Genomic DNA, 18508 nt, shown 5'->3' with positions numbered 1-18508 from the left:
CCAATAAAAAAGGGCGACATAAGCCGCCCTGTACGCCCGAACGCCGACGAATTAGCCAGCCTTCGAAAACGCCTTCTTCATCATCTTGATGCCCCAGAAGCCACCGGCGACCAGAACGGCGACGGCGAAGGCCGCCGTGATGTAGGTCGTAGCCTGACCGGACAACGCCGTGATCGCAGCCACGCCCGGATCATCAGCAGCAGCAGCGACGCCCGAACCAGCAACCGCGCCCACCAAAGCCAAACCACGCATGATATTTTTGTTCATTTGCACATCCTTTAAAAATAACGGTCTACATACGATTGACGACGACCCTGCGCCAAAAGACTACTAATCCAAAATTTCGATAGAGCGCCGAATAACTCGCTGTATCGCACCAGCGGCATACCCGATGCCAAACGCACTCAAGGCGTAACCAACAGCAGCGGCAACGGTCATTATTTATGCTCCAAAAACCGGGAAATGATGTACTTAACCAAGTGCACAGCACAGAAGAACAGGCCAGCTAAAAACAGAATCGGCCAAAGACTTTCAAGCAGCATCATCGTTGCGCCCCTGCAATCCAGCCCAACGCGAACAGCACCACCACCGCCGCCACAAAAAATATATCAACAGCCTTTTCCTGCGCCGCCACAGCAGCCACATACTCAGGGCCTGACTCAACCACATAGGCACATGCAGCCAACTCAGTAGGAGCGCTAGACACCGTGTACAGCACGGCACCGGACGGAGCATCCGGCCCGGTCATTTGTGTGGAATCGACGCAGGAAGGCATGGGAAATTACGAGGCGGCTTGTTGACCTGGGTTCGCTTTGACGGCGGGAGCCGCTGCAGCGTGTTTTGCTTGGGAAGCAGCGGAAATTGGAGTGATAGAAAAGACCTGCGCGCCGACACGTTTGTCCTGCGAGATCGACACTTCGAACTCAACCTCATACATGCCCGGTTGCGTATCTTTGAAGCGCTCCGGCAAGACCAGCTCACCGATTAACGGCTCGATGACGCCGGTATCGCGGTTTGGCTTATGGACGATGCATTGCGCCATGCGCATATCGTAGTCATTGCCGGTTTTTTTCGAACGGCCAGCCACTTGGGTGACGTGCAAAATTTGGATAGTGTTTTTCATGGTCTTTTCCTTGGAGTAAGTCGCCCGCTAGAGCGATTGTGTTTTGCACGGATCAGCAGCCGAAAAAACCTCCCAAGGCGTACCAGTGGGCAAACAGGCGGCCCGTGGGCCGGAGACTGAGCGGTTTACATTCAACCTAGATGTGCTATCGTTTACTTACCCAAACGGACAAGCATTTGCGCGTTTGGACAAACACATAATATTGTCCAAACGTGTAAATTGCAAACAGGAAATAACTATGAACTATGCAGAATTGATAGAAAATGCAATGAAGGGACGCCCAACGCTGGCGATGTCCAAGCTGTGGGGACTGCCAAACTCAACGCTGGTGAAGTATGTGAAGGGGGAACGTATGCCAGACTTCAATACGGCCCTGAAGATCGTAAAAGAAGCTGGCGTAGACCCTGCCGTGGCCTTTGAGGCGCTAGCAGAAGAAGAACGCAACCACAAATCGAAAAATTTCAAATTGCAGTTGCAAGATAATGGTGGGCCTCCCGTGAGTCGAACACGGCACCAACGGATTATGAGTCCGCTGCTCTAACCAAGCATGAGCTAGAGGCCCAGGGGGACTGCGGCGTGGCGGCGCTATTGAAACCTGCCTCGCGCGGCCGTTTTGGAAACGGACACGCGAGGATAGGGGTATCAGGGGCGCACGTCAAGCCCTATTGGCTTCTAGTTGCCTTCCAAGAAGCTTTTCAGCTTGTCGGAGCGCGATGGGTGGCGCAGCTTGCGCAGCGCCTTCGCTTCGATCTGGCGGATGCGCTCGCGCGTCACGTCAAATTGCTTGCCCACTTCTTCCAGCGTGTGGTCGGTGGACATTTCGATGCCGAAACGCATGCGCAGCACTTTCGCTTCGCGTGGCGTCAGGGAATCGAGCACGTCCTTGACCACGCCCCGCATGGACGCGTGCAGCGCTGCGTCGGCCGGGGCCAGGGTGTTGTTGTCCTCGATGAAGTCGCCCAGGTGGGAATCGTCGTCGTCGCCGATCGGCGTTTCCATCGAGATCGGTTCCTTGGCGATTTTCATGATCTTGCGGATCTTGTCCTCGGGCATCTCCATCTTGATCGCCAGGGTGGCCGGATCGGGTTCCGCGCCTGTTTCCTGAAGGATCTGGCGGGAAATCCGGTTCATCTTGTTGATCGTCTCGATCATGTGCACGGGAATGCGGATCGTGCGCGCCTGGTCGGCGATCGAACGGGTAATCGCCTGGCGGATCCACCAGGTGGCATACGTCGAGAACTTGTAGCCGCGGCGGTACTCGAACTTGTCGACGGCCTTCATCAGGCCGATATTGCCTTCCTGGATCAAATCGAGGAATTGCAGGCCCCGGTTCGTGTATTTCTTGGCGATCGAAATGACCAGGCGCAAGTTGGCCTCCGTCATTTCGCGCTTGGCCTTGCGCGCCTTCATTTCACCGGCCGCCATCTGGCGATTGATGTTACGCAAGTCCGGCAGCGGCAGCACGACGCGCGCCTGCAGGTCGATCAGGCGCTGCTGCAGTTCCTTGACGGTTGGAATGTTGCGGCCCAGGATGGCGCTGTAGGCGTGTCCTGCGTTGACTTCGCCATCGACCCAATCGAGGTTGGTTTCATTGCCGGGGAAGACCTTGATGAAGTGGGCGCGCGGCATGCCGCAGCGGTTCACGGCCACGTCGAGGATCTGTTTCTCGATATGGCGCACTTCGTCCACCTGGCCGCGCAGGGTGTCGCACAGCTTTTCCACCACCTTGGCGGTGAAGCGGATGCCCAGCAACTCTTGCGAAATGGCTTCCTGCGCCTTGGCGTAGGGCTTGGAGTTGTAGCCTTCCTTCTCGAAGGCGCGGCGCATGCGGTCGAATTGCTGCGAAATGACGGCGAATTTTTCCAGCGCCGTGCGTTTCAGGGTTTCCAGCTGTTCAGCGGAGAAACCGGCGGCGCCCGAAGCGCTCGCTTCTTCCTCTTCCTCTTCTTCCTCTTCTTCCGCTTCGCCCTCTTCCTCGTCTTCCTCGACGGGCGCGGCCACGACAGGGGCGGCGGCGACCGGTTCGTTCTCATCGACGAGACCGTCGACGATTTCGTCGATCTTGATCTCTTCGTTGGCGATGCGGTCGGCGGCGGCGATGATCTCGGCGATCGTCACGGGACAGGCGGAAATGGCCTGGATCATGTCTTTCAAGCCATCTTCGATGCGCTTGGCAATCTCGATCTCGCCTTCGCGCGTCAGCAGCTCGACCGAGCCCATCTCGCGCATGTACATGCGCACGGGGTCGGTGGTGCGGCCGAAATCGGAGTCGACGGTCGACAATGCGGCCTCGGCCGCCGCTTCCGCCTCGTCGTCGCTGGTGACGACGGCAACGTTATCGGACAGCAACAACGTTTCCGCGTCCGGCGCGTGTTCGTAGACGGCGATGCCCATGTCATTGAAGGTACCGATGATGCCTTCGATGGCTTCCGGATCGACGATGTTTTCGGGCAAGTGATCGTTGATTTCCGCATACGTCAGGAAACCGCGTTCCTTGCCGAACTTGATCAGGGTCTTGAGTTTCTGGCGCCGGCGCTCGAGTTCTTCCTCGCTCGCTTCCGTGTCGGACGAGAACGCGTCTTTCAGCAGCGCGCGCTCCTTGGCCTTGCGGTCCTTGGCCTTGGCCTTGTCGACGGCCTTCAGTTCGGCCCGCTCGACGGCGTTCAGGGCGGCGACTTCATCATTTTCTGGCTGGAATTCTTTTGGCTTGCGGCCGCGGCGGCCTGGCACCTTTACCGATGGCAAGACATAACCGGACGTATCGATGGCTGCCAGGGTGGCGGCGTCGGTGGTCTGGCTGACCACGGGCGCGCTGGTGACGCGCGCTTCGGGCCGGTCGAGCGCCTTTTCGGCTTTCGTGGTAACTTTGGTGGGCTTTGCAGCCGCTTTGGATTCGGGTTTCTTGATTGGCACAGGCGCTTTCGATTACACAACGACTTGCTTTACGGTGGATTAGGATAAAGTTTGCTGCCAGTTCCCTGTCTACCTGCGGGAACCACCATCTCCGAACCTGCCGACAACTCAGGTTCGACACTGTTACGTTACTTACACCTCATCGGCCACGATCCGCGGGAAGCGCAGCAATTCCTGTCCACCGGCTGTTGCCAGCCGCCTCGGCAAAAATTCCTGCATCGACCGCGTTGGGAGCGAGAGCCTGGCGCGGCTTGCCAGCGCCTGCGAGCCTTGCCCGCAACGCCGAAAACGCCAGTTGGCCCTGGCTGCCGACACGATCCACCGCGCCGATCAAGAGCCTAACTTACTGAAAACAAATACTATTTACGAAACAGAACTAGCTTGCCAAAGCACACAATACTTAGCATTTAATTATAGCACGCGAAAAATGTTTTTCCAGTGCGCGCCATACCATCAGGGCAAGATTAGCGATTCACCAACTCGGCATCGCGCTGGCGCTCCAGCTCCCCCTGCTCCTGCATGATTTCGCGGTAGCGTACACCAATTTTCTCCGATGGCAAACCCGACGCAAACAATTGCTGCAATTCCGCCTTCAAGGCATTCAATTTGATCTCGCGGATGGTGCTCACCAGCCACGACAATTCGCTGTCGTAATCGGATTCCGTACCGGCCGCGATCTCGCCGATGATCTCGTCGTACTCGCTGCCCAGTTCCTTCAACTGCTGCGCCAGCGCGGCAAAACTGCCGTGCTCGCCCAGCGCCTGGCCCACGGCCACCAGCTGCCCCAGGCTGTGCGCCGCGTCGGGCCCCAGGTGCTGGAAGGCGGTCAGCGCGGCCTCGTCGATCTGCAAGGTCAGCGGCGGATGCGCCACCAGCATGCGCATGATCTTCAATTCCAGTCCCACGGGTACGGGGCGGCCTGATTTCGGCGGCGCGCGGTGCGCCACGGCAACGGGTTTCGCCAGCTCGAACAGGGCTTCGATCTCGGCCGGCGTCGACTGCGTCAGCTGCGCCAGCCCGCGCACGATCTGCAGGCGCAGGGACGACGGCGCCATCAGCTGCAGCAGGGGCTTGGCGTCGAACTGCACGCGGGCGCGCCCTTCCGGCTCCGACAGATCATGCTCGCCCGACACTTCTTTCAGCAGGAACTGCGACAGCGGCATGGCTTCATGCACCTGCTGCTCAAAACCCTCGGCGCCGAATGCGCGGATATAGCTGTCCGGATCGTGTTCCGAGGGCAGGAACAGGAATTTGATCGTTTTATTGTCCGACACATGGGCCAGGCTCGCTTCCAGCGCGCGGCGGGCGGCGCGGCGGCCGGCCTTGTCGCCGTCGAAGCTGAAAATCACGTTATCGGTCTGGCGCAGCAGTTTTTGCACATGGGTGGGCGTGCACGCCGTGCCCAGGGTCGCCACGGCTTGCGGGAAACCCATCTGCGCCAGCGCCACCACGTCCATATACCCCTCCGTCACCAGCACGTAGCCGGCGTCGCGGATGGCCTGGCGCGCCTCGAACAGCCCATATAGTTCGAAACCCTTGGAAAACAAGGGGGTTTCCGGCGAGTTCAGGTATTTCGGTTCGCCATGGTCGAGCACGCGGCCGCCAAAGGCGATGACCTGGCCCTTGGTATTGCGAATCGGAAACATGATGCGTTCGCGGAAACGGTCATAGCGCTTGCGGTTATTGCCTTCTTCATCGACCTTGTCGATCACGAGACCGGCTTCGGCCAGGGCCACCACGTCGTAGTCGGGAAAAACGGAGCGCAGGTTGTCCCAGCCGCCGGGCGCGAAACCCATGCCGAAGCGCGCGGCCACTTCGCCCGTCAAGCCCCGGTTTTTAAGGTAGGCGATGGCTTCCGGCGCGTGGCGCAATTGCCCGCGGTAATAATCGCAGGCCTGCGTCATGGCGTCGGACAGGGCCAGGCTCTGCGCCTGGATCTGCGCGCGCTGGGCCGGCGGGATCTTGTCGTCCGCTTCCGGCACGACCATGCCCACGTTCTGCGCCAGGTCCTTGACGGCGTCGACAAAGCCCATGCCCGAGTACTCGATCAGGAAGCCGATCGAGGTGCCATGCGCGCCGCAGCCGAAGCAGTGATAGAACTGCTTGGTGGGGCTGACGGTAAAGCTGGGCGACTTTTCACTGTGGAACGGGCACAAGCCCATGAAATTGGCGCCGCCTTTTTTCAGCTGCACATAGCGGCCCACGACATCGACGATATCGACGCGGTTGAGCAAATCAGAAATGAAGGATTGAGGTATCACTGGCGAGGGCGGGTCTTGTTATAGGTCAGACTATACTACCGCACGTGGCCGGAGGTTGAGCCAGGTCAACGTGTGGGCGATTGAGCGGCTGCCGACCTGGGCCGGCAGCCAATACACTGCATATGAGGCTTAGGCTGCCGGCGTCAAGGCCTTCTTGACCAGGGCGGACACCACCGTCATGTCGGCGCGGCCGGCCAGCTTCGGCTTGACGATGGCCATGACCTTGCCCATGTCTTGCGGACCGGCGGCGCCCGAGGCGGCCACGGCGGCAGCCACCTCGGCCGCCACTTCCTCGTCCGACAGGCCGGCAGGCATGTAGCCGATCAAATGCACCAGTTCGGCTTTTTCGATGTCGGCCAGGTCGGCGCGGCCACCGGCTTCGAACTGGGTGATCGAATCCTTGCGCTGCTTGATCATCTTTTCCACGATGGCCGTCACGTGGGCGTCCGTCAATTCGATGCGCTCGTCGACTTCCTTGCGCTTGATTTCCGCCAGCAACAGGCGAATCGTGCCCAGCTTGCCCGCTTCCTTGGCGCGCATGGCGTTTTTCATGTCTTCGGTAATTTGTTCTTTCAAGCTCATGGCAATCCTCGTTGGTCAGTATGGGAACGGTGCTCGTGCGCGGCCAGAAACAAGTAAGGGCCACAAAAGCGAAAACCCGCTGCGGCGAACCGGAGCGGGTATGCGACTCATCTGAAGTATCACTCCAGGCGAATCAAAACAAAACCCGTGGCGTACAATGCGCCGAACTACCCGGGTTGGTTCTGACTGAACAGTCTTAGAATAATTTTTTCGGCAGTTGTTGGCTGCGGATGCGTTTGTAATGACGCTTGACAGCAGCTGCCAGCTTGCGCTTGCGCTCAGCTGTTGGCTTTTCGTAGAATTCGCGTGCGCGCAATTCGGTCAGCAGACCCGTTTTTTCGATGGTGCGTTTGAAGCGACGCATTGCGACTTCGAACGGCTCGTTTTCTTTAAGGCGAATAGTGGTCATGTAAAATTCAAACCGTTGAGGTGGTGTATAGGAAGAGATAGATAGTAGCAGCTTTTATTGCGAAAGGGAAGCCCCTCCCCACTTGCGTGCGGCATGCAGCCTGCAGTCATTGCCGGAATGTGGCGTAAACCACGCACCGGGGGCGGCGCACCGGGCGCCAGAACCCCATCCTACAGACTTGCTTACTGCAAGGCAATACCTGCCGCCACGCCGGAAGCCCAGGCCCACTGGAAGTTGTAGCCGCCCAGCCAGCCCGTCACGTCCACCGATTCGCCGATGAAATACAGGCCCGGCACCTTATTGGCCATCATGGTCTGCTGCGACAGCTCGCGCGTGTCGATGCCGCCGCGCGTCACTTCGGCCTTGCGGTAGCCTTCGGAACCGTTGGGCACGATGGACCAGGCATTGATGGCCTGCCCCAGCTTGCGCAGCTGCGCGTCGGGCATGTCGGCGATGCGCGCGTCCGGCGCCAGGCCGTTCGTGGCCAGCAGGCAGTCGGCCAGGCGCTGCGGCAGCCATTGGGCGACGATATTGCCCAGCTGCTTCTTCAGCGTGCCCTTGCCTTCAATCAAGGTCTGCGCCACGTCCACTTCCGGCAGCAGGTTGATGACGATGGGCTCGCCCGGCAGCCAGTAGCTGGAAATCTGCAAAATTGCCGGACCCGACAGGCCACGATGCGTGAACAGCAAGTCTTCGCGGAAGCGCGCGCCCGTGGCCTTGCGGCCTTTCAGGCTGCCCGTCTCCACGTCCACTTCCAGCGCGATGCCGGACAATTCCGCGAACGGCGCCCAGCTGGCCGGGTCGAACGTCAGCGGCACCAGGGCCGGACGCGGCTCGACCATCTGCAAGTCGAATTGTTTGGCGATGCGGTAGGCAAAATCGGTGGCGCCGATCTTCGGGATCGACAGGCCGCCCGTGGCGATGACGATGCTGGCCGTCTCGATGTCGCCGCTGTCCGTCTGCAGCACGAAGCCGCCGTCGGCTTGCTGGGCAACATTGTCGATCTTGCACGGCATGCGCCAATGCACGCCGCCAGCGGCGCACTCATCCTTGAGCATGTCGATGATCTGCTCGGCCGATTCATTGCAGAATTGCTGGCCCTTGTGCTTTTCGTGGTAGCCGATCCGGTATTTTTTCACCAGCGCGAGGAAATCCTGCGGCGTGTAGCGCGACAGCGCGCTCTTGCAGAAATGCGGATTTTCCGAGAGGAAATTTTGCGGGGTGGCGTTGATATTGGTAAAGTTGCAACGCCCACCACCCGAGATGCGGATCTTTTCGGCCAGCTTGGCCGCGTGATCGATCAATACCACGCGCTTGCCTTGCTGGGCGGCAACAGCCGCACACATCATGCCGGCCGCGCCCGCGCCGATCACTGCCACATCAAATTGTTTTGCCATAAGAATTCCGGTCACCGCTGATTACAAAGACGCCATTGTAAACTGCGGCGGCGCGGCTAGCGCGGCCGTGCTGCAATCTGCCGCGATGCCATCAGGCATTGTTCCACCTGCTCCGCGATCGACGGCGGCACGGGCACCTCGCCGCGCAGCACGGCGGCGATCCAGGCGGCCGTGGTGGCCGCGTCGCGCTCGGCCGGCAAATGCGGCAGTTCTTCCACCAGCAATTGCTTTTCCACCAATACCGTGCGCTCGCCGTCGTGAAACCAGTCGATCTGCTGCGCCTTGTTGGCGTTGGCCACCGTTTCGCCTTCCGTGCCGCGCATCAGGAAAGCGTCGCCGCGCGCGGGATCACAGGCGCTCAGGAAATATTCACCGAGCATTTCCAGGTATTCGGGGTGCGTGTACGACACCAGGCGCAGGGCGGGTCCGGCGAACGGCTGCATGATTTTCACCAGCGTGTGCGTGGAATTGCGCACGCCCAGCACGCGCCGCAGCGACAGCAGATACGCCATGCGCGGCGCCAGCGCTTCGATCGGCAGGAAGGCCGCTTCGCCGCGCGCCATGGCCGCCTCGGCTTGCGCATGGTCGAGCGAAGCGGGCACGCCCAGCGCGGCCAGCACTTCGGCTGTCGTGATGCGGCCCGGGTCGCTGGTCACGCCATGCACGAGCACGGGTGCGCCCGCGCGCGCCAGCAGCAGCGCCAGCAGGGCCGTCAGATTCGCCATCTTGCGCGCGCCGTTGTAGCTGGGAATGATGATCGGGGCGAACGCGCCTGCCGGCGCGGCCAGCGGCGCGAACGAGGCCTCGGCAGCGTCGAGGAAGCCGGCGATCTCGTCCACGGACTCACCCTTGATGCGCATGGACAACAAAATGCCGCCCAGCTCCAGGTCCGACACGCGGCCCTCGAGCATGGCGCGGTACAGGGCGCGGGCATCATCGCGCGTCATGCTGCGCGCGCCGTTCTTGCCGCGTCCTATTTCTTTAATGAAACGCGCGGCGGGAAATGGCTCGCCGGCCACGTCGGTATGGGGGATGGGTACAGTCGTCATGGCGCCAGCTTACACGGATTTTCCGCGGGGCCGCTACCCTGGCGCCGTGATTGGCGCCGATGCAACAGGGCACGCGCATGCGCGGCCCGCCCGCCGCCCGAAAAAACCTGAATCCGCCGGCGCCGCGCCAGCGTACAAGATGGCAGGGAGGACTCATCATGGAACACGCGATCAAACAGGAAACTGCCTTTGTCGGCATCGAAACGGGCAAACTGCTGCTGAAAGCCGTGCTGCGCTCGGGCGGCGACGTACTGTGCAAGGTGCTGGAAAACGACGTGGCCGGCTACCGCTGGCTGCGCAGCTGGCTGCAAAGGAACGACGTGCCCGTCATGGGCTTGCGCGTCTGCATGCGCCTCGACGCCCCGTACAGCGAGGCGCCGGCCCGCGCGCTGGCGGACATGGGCATGCTGGTCTGCGATGCCCAGCCCGCGCAGCTGGCAGGCTATCTGCACGGCCAAGGCTTGCCCGAGAACGCGGCGCACGGCGCCGTGGTGCTGGCCAATTACTGCGAGGACAAACGCCCCGCTTGCTGGACGCCGCCCTCGCCCGCCTACGTGGAACTGCGCCTGTGGCTGCGCCGCCTGCACGCCATCGTAGGCGTGCGCAAGCAGGAGTCGGCGCGCCTCGACGCCTATCTGCGGGCTGGCCAGCACGCGCTGCACGCCCTGTTGCGCCAGCAAATCGCCTGCCTGGACGCGCAGATACGCCAGCATGAAACGGCCATCCTCGCGCATGTGCGGCGCCATCCCGGCCTGGCCCGGCCGCCCGAGCTGGCCGGCAACTACCAGCGCATCGCCCGCTACAGCGCCGGCACCAGCCTGGCCGGCGGCCACTGAGCGTCCGGCGGCAAGGGGCCGGCGGCGTGCCGGCCCTGCCATAAAAACAACTCATGCATTCCCGTTTTGGCCCCATCCCCGCCGCCAGGCCGCATTTCCGCTACACTATTGCCTCTTAAAGAACGCAATAGCGAAAGCCGAGCCAGAATCATGAATACGCCAGACATCGAAAATATCAACGTCACCTCCTTCGCGCCCATGCCGACGCCAGCCGAACTGCACGCCAAACTGCCGCTGTCGGAAAGCGCCTTCGACACCGTCAGCCGCGGCCGCGAAGCGCTGCGCAACATCATCGACCGCAAGGACCAGCGCCTGTTCGTCGTCGTCGGGCCATGCTCGATCCACGACCCCGTCGCCGGCCTCGATTACGCGCGCCGCCTGAAGGCGCTGCAAGAGGAAGTCAAGGACACGATGCTGCTGGTGATGCGCGTGTATTTCGAAAAACCGCGTACCACCACGGGCTGGAAGGGCTACATCAACGACCCGTACATGGACGATTCGTTCAAGGTCAACGAAGGCATGGAAAAGGCGCGCCAGTTCCTGCTCGACGTGTGCGAACTGGGCCTGCCCACCGCCACCGAAGCGCTGGACCCCATCTCGCCGCAATACCTGGGCGATCTGATCGCCTGGACGGCCATCGGCGCGCGCACGACGGAATCGCAGACGCACCGCGAAATGTCGTCGGGCCTGTCGACGCCGGTCGGCTTCAAGAACGGCACCGACGGCGACATCAGCATCGCCGTCAACGCGATTTTGTCGTCGGCGCACCCGCACTCCTTCCTGGGCATTAACGGCGAAGGCAATGTGGCCATCGTGCGCACGCGCGGCAACGCCTACGGCCACGTCGTGCTGCGCGGCGGCGACGGCCGTCCGAACTACGATTCGGTCTCGATCGCCATCGCCGAACAGGCGCTGGCCAAGGCCAAGCTGCCAGCCAACCTGGTGGTCGACTGCTCGCACGCGAACAGCTATAAAAAGCCGGAACTGCAGCCGCTGGTGATGGGCGACGTGGTCAACCAGATCCGCCAGGGCAACCGCTCTCTGGTGGGCGTGATGATCGAATCGAACATCGTCAGCGGCAACCAGAAGATCCCGCAAGACCTGTCGCAACTGACCTACGGCTGCTCCGTCACGGACGGCTGCATCGACTGGGACACGACGGCCACCATGCTGCGCGATGCGCATGCGCACCTGCTAAGCCGCCCGGCGTAATACGCCTGCCAAAACCTGCTGCGCGTCGGTAGTTGCGGTTTTGGCTGGCGTCGTCTAGCCTGCCCCCCTCAATGAACGGCGCCCTGTGCGCCGTTTTTTTTCTTCATACTGCCATCTGCACATGCGGCAGCACGGCGTACGATCCCGCCAGCGCCTGCTCCGCCTTGCTGGCCGGGATATTGAGTTCATTGACGTCCAGGTAGATGCGTCCATCCTGGATGCGCACGGCATACATGCGCGCCATGGCCTGCACGGGCGCCACCAGGCGGCCCGAATCGAGCTCGATGATCCAGCCGTGCTTCGGCCCCATCAGGTTTTTCTCCATCAGCACCCCATGCGCCAGCGGGCCGCCCAGGCACGGCACCGTGTCGAGCAGCGCATACACCGTGTCGTCCGCCGCGCGGAACAGCGCCACACCGGGCAAATCCTGCCACGCCAGCCCCCGCTGCACCATGCGCGCGCCCGCCAGCGGCATGTCCTTCAGGCGGCAAATCATTTTCCATTGTTCCGGCATCGCAAGCTCCCTTGAAAAAGGCACACGCTTGTCTAAGCAAGAGCGGTGCCAGTGCCGGCCCAGGCGCAAGGCGGGCGAAATCCCGGCCAAAACCGGCCCGCGCCGCACTGCGCAAGTGCACACTGCCGCCGAAATGGTGCGCCGGCCGCACGGTGGACTGCCCGGCTTTCCTTTACAATGGCGGATTACTCCTCCCTATTCAGTACCTTCATGATTGTTCTTGGCGTCGAATCCTCCTGTGACGAAACCGGCCTGGCCTTGTACGACACGCAACGCGGCCTGCTGTCGCACGCCCTCTACTCGCAAGTCGCCATGCACGAGCAATATGGCGGCGTGGTGCCCGAACTGGCGTCGCGCGACCATATCCGCCGCGCCATCCCGCTGCTCGATGAAACGCTGGCCAAGGCCGGCATCACCCTGCCCGAGATCGACGCCATCGCCTACACGCAAGGGCCGGGACTGGCCGGCGCGCTGCTGGTGGGGTCGTCTGTCGCCTGCAGCCTGGGCCTGGCCATCAACAAGCCGGTGCTGGGCATCCACCACCTGGAAGGCCATCTGCTGTCGCCGCTGCTGGCCTCCGAGCCGCCGGAATTCCCCTTCATCGCGCTGCTGGTGTCGGGCGGCCATACGCAGCTGATGCGCGTCGACGGCGTGGGCCAGTACACGATGCTGGGCGAAACCCTGGATGACGCGGCCGGCGAAGCGTTCGACAAGTCGGCCAAGCTGCTGGGCCTTGGCTATCCGGGCGGCCCCGCCATTTCGCGCCTGGCCGAATTCGGCGACCCGCTGGCGTATAAACTGCCGCGCCCCATGCTGCATTCGAAGGATTTCAATTTCAGTTTCTCCGGTTTGAAGACGGCCGTACTGACGGTGGTCAAGAAACATGAAGAAAAAGTCATCGCCAATATCTGCGAACAGGACAAGGCGAATATCGCGCGCGGCTTCGTCGACGCCATCGTCGACGTGCTGACGGCCAAATGCGTGTCGGCCCTCAAGCACACTGGCTTGAAGCGCCTGGTGATCGCCGGCGGCGTGGGCGCCAACGCGCAGCTGCGCGCCTCGCTCAACGCGGCCGCCGCCAAGAAGCGTTTCAAGGTGTATTACCCGGAGCTGGAGTTCTGCACCGATAACGGCGCCATGATCGCCTTTGCCGGCGCCATGCGCCTGCAGATCAACCCGGACGCCGCCAAGCACGATTACTCGTTCAACGTGCGCCCGCGCTGGCCGCTGGACGAAATCCGCGAAGTCTGATCACGCCAGCAGGAAATTGCGCGCGCCCGCCAGGGCCGCGCCCTCTGCCACCGTTTCATCCTTCAAGTCCACGCCCGACAACTGCCGGGTAAATGCCTGCGACAGCAAATAATGCAGCCGGTACGCGGCCGGCGCATATGCCAGGCCTTCCGGGCGCACGTTCGAGATGCAGTTGCGGCGCTCGTCCAGCAAGCCTGCTTTGGGCGCCCACGTCAGGTACAGGCCCAGGCTGTCCGGGGAACTCAAGCCCGGCCGCTCGCCGATCAGCACCAGCACGGCCCGCGCTTTGATCAATTCCCCCACCTCGTCGCCAACGGCGACCCGGCCCTGCGCCACGATGTATAGCGGCGACAACGTCCACGCCTCCAGCGCCAGCCGTGCGCGCAAAGCGGCCAGGAAGGGCGCCGCGTGGCGCTGCACGGCCAGCGCCGACAGGCCGTCGGCCGCCACCAGCGCCAGGTCCACGCCCTTGCTATTTCCGGTCAGGCGCGCCCGTGATACGTCGTCGAGCCGGCGTCCCAGGTCGGGGCGTTGCAGGTAGATGGCACGCGTGGCGGCGGCGCTGTGCAGGGGCACGCAGGCTTGCCCCTGCGCGGCCAAGTCGCGCGCCAGGGCCTCGCCATCGAGCGCCGCGTGCACGGCATCGCGCGCCTGCGCGTGGGCCAGCTGGAACGCCAGCTGCGCGCGGGTCGGCACGCTCACGCCGCTGCGCCCCAGCGCGATGCGCGCCGCCGTATGCGCGCGCAGCGTTTGCCTCGGTATATTCTTGTCCATGTATCCTCCCTAGCCGCCCAGGCGCAGCAGGGCCGCCTGGAAGGCCGGCGCCAGCGCCACGTTCAGATTTCCCTGCGCATCCGTGATCTGCATGCGCGCCAGCCAGGCTTCGAATTCGGGCGCAGGGCGCAAACCCAGCACGCGGCGCGCATACAGGGCGTCGTGGAACGAGGTACTCTGGTAGCCGAGCATGATGTCGTCCGCGCCCGGCACGCCCATGATGAAATTGCAGCCGGCCACGCCCAGCATGGTCAGCAAGGCGTCCATGTCGTCCTGGTCCGCTTCCGCATGGTTGGTGTAGCACACGTCGCAGCCCATGGGCAAACCCAATAACTTGGCGCAGAAATGGTCTTCCAGCCCCGCGCGCATGATCTGCTTGCCGTCGTACAGGTATTCGGGGCCGATGAAGCCCACCACGGAATTGACCAGCAGCGGCTGAAAGGCGCGCGCCACCGCATAGGCGCGCGCCTCGCACGTCTGCTGATCCATGCCGTGGTGGGCGCCGGCCGACAGGGCGCTGCCCTGCCCCGTCTCGAAATACATGACGTTGTTGCCCACCGTGCCGCGCCCCAGCGACAGGGCCGCCGCCCGGCCCTCGGCCAGCAGCGCCAGGTCGATGCCGAAGCTGCGGTTGGCCGCCTGCGTGCCCGCCACCGACTGGAACACCAGGTCGACGGGCGCGCCGCGGCGTATCGCTTCGATCGTGTTGGTGATGTGCGTCAGCACGCAGGACTGCGTGGGAATCTGATATTGAGCTATGACGGCGTCGAGCAGCTGCAGCAGCGACATCACCTGCGCCACATTGTCGGTGGCGGGATTGATGCCGATCACGGCGTCGCCGCTGCCCAGCAGCAGGCCGTCAAGCATCGACGCGGCAATCCCCGTGGCGTCATCCGTCGGATGATTCGGCTGCAAGCGCGCGGACAGACGCCCTTCCAGGCCCAGGGTATTGCGCAAAGCCGTGACGACACGGCACTTGCGGGCTACCAGCACCAGGTCCTGCAGGCGCATGATTTTCGAGACGGCGGCCGCCATTTCCGGCGTGATGCCGGCGGCCACCTGCGACAGCGTGGGCGTGTCCGTCGCGTCGTCCAGCAGCCAGTCGCGAAAGTCGCCCACGCACAGGTGGGAGATCGGCGCAAAGGCGGCGCGCTCGTGGGTGTCGACGATCAGGCGCGTGACTTCATCGTCTTCATACGGCACCAGCGCCTCATTGAGGAAGGCCGACAACGGTACCTCGGCCAGCGCCAGCTGCGCCGCCACCCGCTCGCGCGCGCTGGCGGCCGCCACCCCGGCCAGCACGTCGCCCGAACGCGGCGGCGTGGCCTTGGCCAGCAGCTCCTTCAGGCTGGCAAACTGGTAAACATGGCTGTCTATCGTATGGCTGAAGCGGGGCATAGATTGTGCTCCAAGGCATCCCAATGGCCCATTCTACGCCAGGCTACAGGCTGCGCAGCGCCCCTTCCAGCTGCGGATAGCGGAAGCTAAATCCGTCGGCCAGCAGGCGGCGCGGGGCGACCCGCTGGCCTTCCACCAGCAGGTCAGCCTGCTCGCCCAGCAAGGCGCGCATGAGCCACGCCGGCATGGGCATGAAGGCGGGCCGGTGCAGCACGGCGCCCGCCACCTGGGCGAAGCGGCGCTGTTCGATGGCGTCCGGGGCGCAGAAGTTATATGCGCCGTTCACCGCATGGTCTTCGCTGCGGCGCGCCAGGTGGGCAATGCCGCGGATGACGTCGCGCACATGCACCCAGGTGACCCACTGCCTGCCGCTGCCGAGCGGGCCGCCCACGCCGAAGCGGATCGGCAGCAGCATCTGCGGCAGCGAACCCTGGTGGCCGAAGACGAGGCCGAAGCGCAGGCGGCCCACCTGCACGCCATATTGCTCCGCCTGGCGCGCGGCCGCCTCCCATTCCTGGCACAGCTGCGACATGAAGATGGCTTGCGGGGCACTGTCCTCCGTCAATTCCGTGGCGTCTCCCTGCGGCTGCACGCCGTAATAGCCGATGGCCGACGCCGACAGCAGCACCCTCGGCTTGTGCTGCGCGCGCGCGATCCAGGCCACCAGGTCCTGCGTCAGCGCCACCCGGCTGCGGCGCAGGGCCGCCTTGCGCGCTGGCGTCCAGCGCTTGCCGACGATGCGCGCGCCGGCCAGGTTGACCACCATGTCGATGCGCTGCGCCTCCGACAATGCGTCCAGCGAGTCGATGCAGCGCACCTGGCCGTCGAAGGTCCACGCGGCCTGCTTGGGCTGGCGCGTCAGCACCGTCACCGCGTGGCCGTCGGCCAGCAGGGCGCTGACCAGCTGCTGGCCGATGAAACCCGTGGCGCCCGTCACCAGCACGGACTGCGGCGCGGCGGCAAAGCTTAGGCGCTCCTCCTGCTCCGCTGTCTCCTGCACCTTGCGCCGGCCCAGCTGCCACACGGCATACGCGTCGCGCAGGCCGGACAGGCCCACGCCCACGCCGCACAGGGCGAGGAAGACGCTGAGCCAGCCATACGGCCGCCACACGAGGGCCGTCGGCAAGCTCGCCCATTCGCTGCTGTTCAAGGCCAGCAGGGCGATGAAGGCGCCCGCGTTGATCGCCAGCACCGTATGCGTGACCCGCTCCGTGGCGGGCAAGAGGCGGGTTTGATCTTCCACAACGAAGTCCCACAGGGTGAGCACGATTTCCACGCCAAACACGATCACCAGCACCCAGGCCCAGGCACCGTGCCACTCCCAGGCGGCCAGGCCGACGAACAGCAGGCTGTAGATCAGCGCGCGCGTGGCATGGATGGTCAGTTCCAGGCGCGCCGAGGCTTTTTGCGGCAGCGCTTCCGTGATTTCATGGTGGTAGATGGTGTCGAAGGCGCCCAGGCAGCCTTGCGCCGCCATCAGTTGCAGTGCCAGCAGATGCGTATTCATGGTGTCTCCTTGTGAATTCCCGGCGCGGCGGACTCGCGGAACACGCCGACCTGGGTAAACGTGGTGCCGAACAGGGCGTGGCGGATCTCGATGCGGATGTTGAACTGCTGCGGCGTATCGTTGCGGTGGCACAGATAGGTCTTGCCGGGCGTGAGCACGCCGGGCAGCGGCATGCGCCAGCCGAAAAGATCCCAAAAATAGCCGTCGCTGGTGAAATGCAGGTTGCCATCCTCGACGTGCAGGACCAGCTTCATGCCCAGGCCCATGCCCACGTATTCGAGCACTTCGCCTGTTGCGCTTTCCGCCATGTAGGACGTGAAGCGGATCGGCGCGCGCCCGTGCAGGCGGTAGGTGCGCTGCTTGAAGATGAAGGGACAGCCGGGGCGCGAATACACTTCGATATCGACGGGGAAGTCGTGATCGTCATGCGGGATCAGGGCGCCGTCGATGAAGGGACGCGTGAGCCAGCCCAGCACCTTGCCCAGGCGCGAACTCGTGAGTTCACTGAGCTCGCCCCGGTAATACAGGGGCTGGCCCGGCGCGGGATTTTTCTCGAAGCGGCGGCGGATGTCCGGGTGCAGGGCGAGCCACTGCTCGCCCATGACCTTCTTGAACAGCTCCCCTTCGGACGGGCCGTTCATGTTTTTCCCGGCTTGCCCGGCTTGTCGTCCGGGCTGAGGAACTTGGCCACCTTGCCGCCCATCGACAGCATGCGCTGCAGGGTCGCCGGCGGCAGGTTTTTATAGTCGCTGTAGGTGGAGCTGAGCATTTCCAGGAAGGCCAGCACCTCGCCCATGCGCTCCAGGGTGGCCGGCGGTATCGCCGCATCATGCTCGCCCTCGATCGCGCACTCGCGCAGCACCGTCAGCGTGGGGTCGATCTCGCGCCGCTTGCGCTCTTCCATGATGACGCGGAAGATTTCCCACACATCCTGCAGGGCGACGAAATGGTCGCGCCGGTCCCCCATCACGTGCGTGATGCGCACCAGGCCCCAGCTTTGCAATTCCTTCAGGCTGTTGCTGACGTTCGAGCGGGCCACGTTCAGGCTGGCCGCGATGTCTTCCGCCGTCAGCGGTTCATTGGCCAGGAACAGCAGCGCGTGGATCTGCGCCACCGTGCGGTTGACGCCCCAGCGGGTGCCCATTTCCCCCCAGTGCAGAATATATTTCTGCGTCGTCGGACTCAGAACGCCTACCATAATCTACTCCGCGTCGCGCTTTGCGGTCTGCGATGCTCACTGTGCTCAAGCACAGCTGCGCTTCTCGGCCACAAATCACTGCCG

At 63.2% G+C, this 18508-nt stretch carries 18 protein-coding genes and 1 tRNA gene; 3 read left to right on the top strand and 16 right to left on the bottom strand.

Annotated features, from left to right (window positions below; translation table 11 throughout):
- Positions 1–51: 51 nt before the first annotated feature.
- The 10 genes from CBW50_RS01670 to ybiB form a co-directional block, all read right to left on the bottom strand.
- On the bottom strand, positions 52–267 hold the full coding sequence (locus tag CBW50_RS01670; protein WP_086143878.1) for a major coat protein: 216 nt from the start codon (positions 265–267) through the stop codon (positions 52–54).
- A gap of 274 nt (positions 268–541) precedes the next feature.
- Positions 542–775: a hypothetical protein gene (locus CBW50_RS01665; protein ID WP_139842369.1), complete on the bottom strand. Its 234-nt coding sequence runs from the start codon at positions 773–775 to the stop codon at positions 542–544.
- 6 nt (positions 776–781) lie between these two features.
- Entirely contained in the window at positions 782–1123 is a 342-nt protein-coding gene (locus CBW50_RS01660; protein ID WP_226935409.1) for a hypothetical protein, read from the bottom strand.
- A gap of 483 nt (positions 1124–1606) precedes the next feature.
- A tRNA-Ile gene (locus CBW50_RS01655) sits at positions 1607–1685 on the bottom strand.
- A gap of 110 nt (positions 1686–1795) precedes the next feature.
- Positions 1796–4036: an RNA polymerase sigma factor RpoD gene (rpoD, locus tag CBW50_RS01650; RefSeq protein ID WP_086143876.1), complete on the bottom strand. Its 2241-nt coding sequence runs from the start codon at positions 4034–4036 to the stop codon at positions 1796–1798.
- Positions 4037–4500: 464 nt separating this feature from the next.
- Positions 4501–6297 carry a DNA primase gene (gene dnaG, locus CBW50_RS01645; RefSeq protein WP_076567825.1) on the bottom strand — a complete coding sequence of 599 codons (1797 nt, stop codon included), beginning with the start codon at positions 6295–6297 and terminating at the stop codon, positions 4501–4503.
- A gap of 129 nt (positions 6298–6426) precedes the next feature.
- Positions 6427–6879 carry a GatB/YqeY domain-containing protein gene (locus tag CBW50_RS01640; protein WP_070287781.1) on the bottom strand — a complete coding sequence of 151 codons (453 nt, stop codon included), beginning with the start codon at positions 6877–6879 and terminating at the stop codon, positions 6427–6429.
- Positions 6880–7075: 196 nt separating this feature from the next.
- Entirely contained in the window at positions 7076–7288 is a 213-nt protein-coding gene (gene rpsU / locus CBW50_RS01635; protein ID WP_008451879.1) for a 30S ribosomal protein S21, read from the bottom strand.
- Between the two features lie 182 nt (positions 7289–7470).
- On the bottom strand, positions 7471–8685 hold the full coding sequence (locus tag CBW50_RS01630; protein ID WP_086143875.1) for an NAD(P)/FAD-dependent oxidoreductase: 1215 nt from the start codon (positions 8683–8685) through the stop codon (positions 7471–7473).
- A gap of 56 nt (positions 8686–8741) precedes the next feature.
- On the bottom strand, positions 8742–9734 hold the full coding sequence (ybiB, locus tag CBW50_RS01625; RefSeq protein WP_086143874.1) for a DNA-binding protein YbiB: 993 nt from the start codon (positions 9732–9734) through the stop codon (positions 8742–8744).
- 158 nt (positions 9735–9892) lie between these two features.
- On the opposite strand from ybiB, the gene CBW50_RS01620 reads away from it, so the two are divergent.
- A complete protein-coding gene (locus CBW50_RS01620; RefSeq protein WP_139842368.1) occupies positions 9893–10570 on the top strand; it encodes a hypothetical protein in 678 nt (225 codons plus the stop codon).
- A gap of 150 nt (positions 10571–10720) precedes the next feature.
- Positions 10721–11782, top strand: coding sequence for a 3-deoxy-7-phosphoheptulonate synthase (locus tag CBW50_RS01615; protein WP_086143872.1), 1062 nt, complete (start codon positions 10721–10723; stop codon positions 11780–11782).
- 103 nt (positions 11783–11885) lie between these two features.
- On the opposite strand, the gene CBW50_RS01610 is transcribed toward CBW50_RS01615, so the two are convergent.
- Positions 11886–12296 carry a nitrite reductase (NAD(P)H) small subunit gene (locus CBW50_RS01610; protein ID WP_086143871.1) on the bottom strand — a complete coding sequence of 137 codons (411 nt, stop codon included), beginning with the start codon at positions 12294–12296 and terminating at the stop codon, positions 11886–11888.
- Between the two features lie 210 nt (positions 12297–12506).
- Between CBW50_RS01610 and tsaD the strand changes: the two genes are divergently transcribed.
- Positions 12507–13547: a tRNA (adenosine(37)-N6)-threonylcarbamoyltransferase complex transferase subunit TsaD gene (gene tsaD / locus CBW50_RS01605; RefSeq protein WP_086143870.1), complete on the top strand. Its 1041-nt coding sequence runs from the start codon at positions 12507–12509 to the stop codon at positions 13545–13547.
- Here the strand turns inward: tsaD and eutC are convergent, their stop codons facing one another.
- From eutC to CBW50_RS01580, 5 genes are read right to left on the bottom strand one after another with little or no spacing between them, the layout of a single operon-like run.
- On the bottom strand, positions 13548–14321 hold the full coding sequence (gene eutC / locus CBW50_RS01600; protein ID WP_086143869.1) for an ethanolamine ammonia-lyase subunit EutC: 774 nt from the start codon (positions 14319–14321) through the stop codon (positions 13548–13550). It lies immediately after the preceding gene.
- Between the two features lie 9 nt (positions 14322–14330).
- Positions 14331–15719, bottom strand: coding sequence for an ethanolamine ammonia-lyase subunit EutB (locus CBW50_RS01595; RefSeq protein ID WP_086143868.1), 1389 nt, complete (start codon positions 15717–15719; stop codon positions 14331–14333).
- Between the two features lie 43 nt (positions 15720–15762).
- A complete protein-coding gene (locus tag CBW50_RS01590) occupies positions 15763–17226 on the bottom strand; it encodes a TIGR01777 family oxidoreductase (RefSeq protein WP_086143867.1) in 1464 nt (487 codons plus the stop codon).
- Positions 17223–17867 carry a DUF4166 domain-containing protein gene (locus CBW50_RS01585; RefSeq protein ID WP_086143866.1) on the bottom strand — a complete coding sequence of 215 codons (645 nt, stop codon included), beginning with the start codon at positions 17865–17867 and terminating at the stop codon, positions 17223–17225. The genes CBW50_RS01590 and CBW50_RS01585 overlap by 4 nt, the downstream gene beginning before the upstream one ends.
- Complete coding sequence (locus tag CBW50_RS01580) at positions 17864–18424, bottom strand: GbsR/MarR family transcriptional regulator (RefSeq protein ID WP_226935411.1); 561 nt, start codon at positions 18422–18424, stop codon at positions 17864–17866. The genes CBW50_RS01585 and CBW50_RS01580 overlap by 4 nt, the downstream gene beginning before the upstream one ends.
- Positions 18425–18508 lie beyond the last annotated feature (84 nt).

Source organism: Janthinobacterium sp. GW458P, from assembly GCF_002127585.1.
Lineage (GTDB): Bacteria > Pseudomonadota > Gammaproteobacteria > Burkholderiales > Burkholderiaceae_D > Janthinobacterium.
The sequence above is the reverse complement of the archived record's forward strand: the minus strand, read 5'-3'. Positions and strand labels throughout refer to the sequence as shown.

Coding starts and splice junctions, on each gene's coding strand:
- CBW50_RS01640 (WP_070287781.1), bottom strand. CDS start 6,879: ATGAGCTTGAAAGAACAAATTACCGAAGACATGAAAAACGCCATGCGC.
- ybiB (WP_086143874.1), bottom strand. CDS start 9,734: ATGACGACTGTACCCATCCCCCATACCGACGTGGCCGGCGAGCCATTT.
- CBW50_RS01660 (WP_226935409.1), bottom strand. CDS start 1,123: ATGAAAAACACTATCCAAATTTTGCACGTCACCCAAGTGGCTGGCCGT.
- CBW50_RS01590 (WP_086143867.1), bottom strand. CDS start 17,226: ATGAATACGCATCTGCTGGCACTGCAACTGATGGCGGCGCAAGGCTGC.
- CBW50_RS01630 (WP_086143875.1), bottom strand. CDS start 8,685: ATGGCAAAACAATTTGATGTGGCAGTGATCGGCGCGGGCGCGGCCGGC.
- CBW50_RS01580 (WP_226935411.1), bottom strand. CDS start 18,424: ATGGTAGGCGTTCTGAGTCCGACGACGCAGAAATATATTCTGCACTGG.
- CBW50_RS01595 (WP_086143868.1), bottom strand. CDS start 15,719: ATGCCCCGCTTCAGCCATACGATAGACAGCCATGTTTACCAGTTTGCC.
- CBW50_RS01615 (WP_086143872.1), top strand. CDS start 10,721: ATGAATACGCCAGACATCGAAAATATCAACGTCACCTCCTTCGCGCCC.
- CBW50_RS01585 (WP_086143866.1), bottom strand. CDS start 17,867: ATGAACGGCCCGTCCGAAGGGGAGCTGTTCAAGAAGGTCATGGGCGAG.
- CBW50_RS01620 (WP_139842368.1), top strand. CDS start 9,893: ATGGAACACGCGATCAAACAGGAAACTGCCTTTGTCGGCATCGAAACG.
- rpsU (WP_008451879.1), bottom strand. CDS start 7,288: ATGACCACTATTCGCCTTAAAGAAAACGAGCCGTTCGAAGTCGCAATG.
- eutC (WP_086143869.1), bottom strand. CDS start 14,321: ATGGACAAGAATATACCGAGGCAAACGCTGCGCGCGCATACGGCGGCG.
- tsaD (WP_086143870.1), top strand. CDS start 12,507: ATGATTGTTCTTGGCGTCGAATCCTCCTGTGACGAAACCGGCCTGGCC.
- CBW50_RS01665 (WP_139842369.1), bottom strand. CDS start 775: ATGCCTTCCTGCGTCGATTCCACACAAATGACCGGGCCGGATGCTCCG.
- CBW50_RS01610 (WP_086143871.1), bottom strand. CDS start 12,296: ATGCCGGAACAATGGAAAATGATTTGCCGCCTGAAGGACATGCCGCTG.
- CBW50_RS01670 (WP_086143878.1), bottom strand. CDS start 267: ATGAACAAAAATATCATGCGTGGTTTGGCTTTGGTGGGCGCGGTTGCT.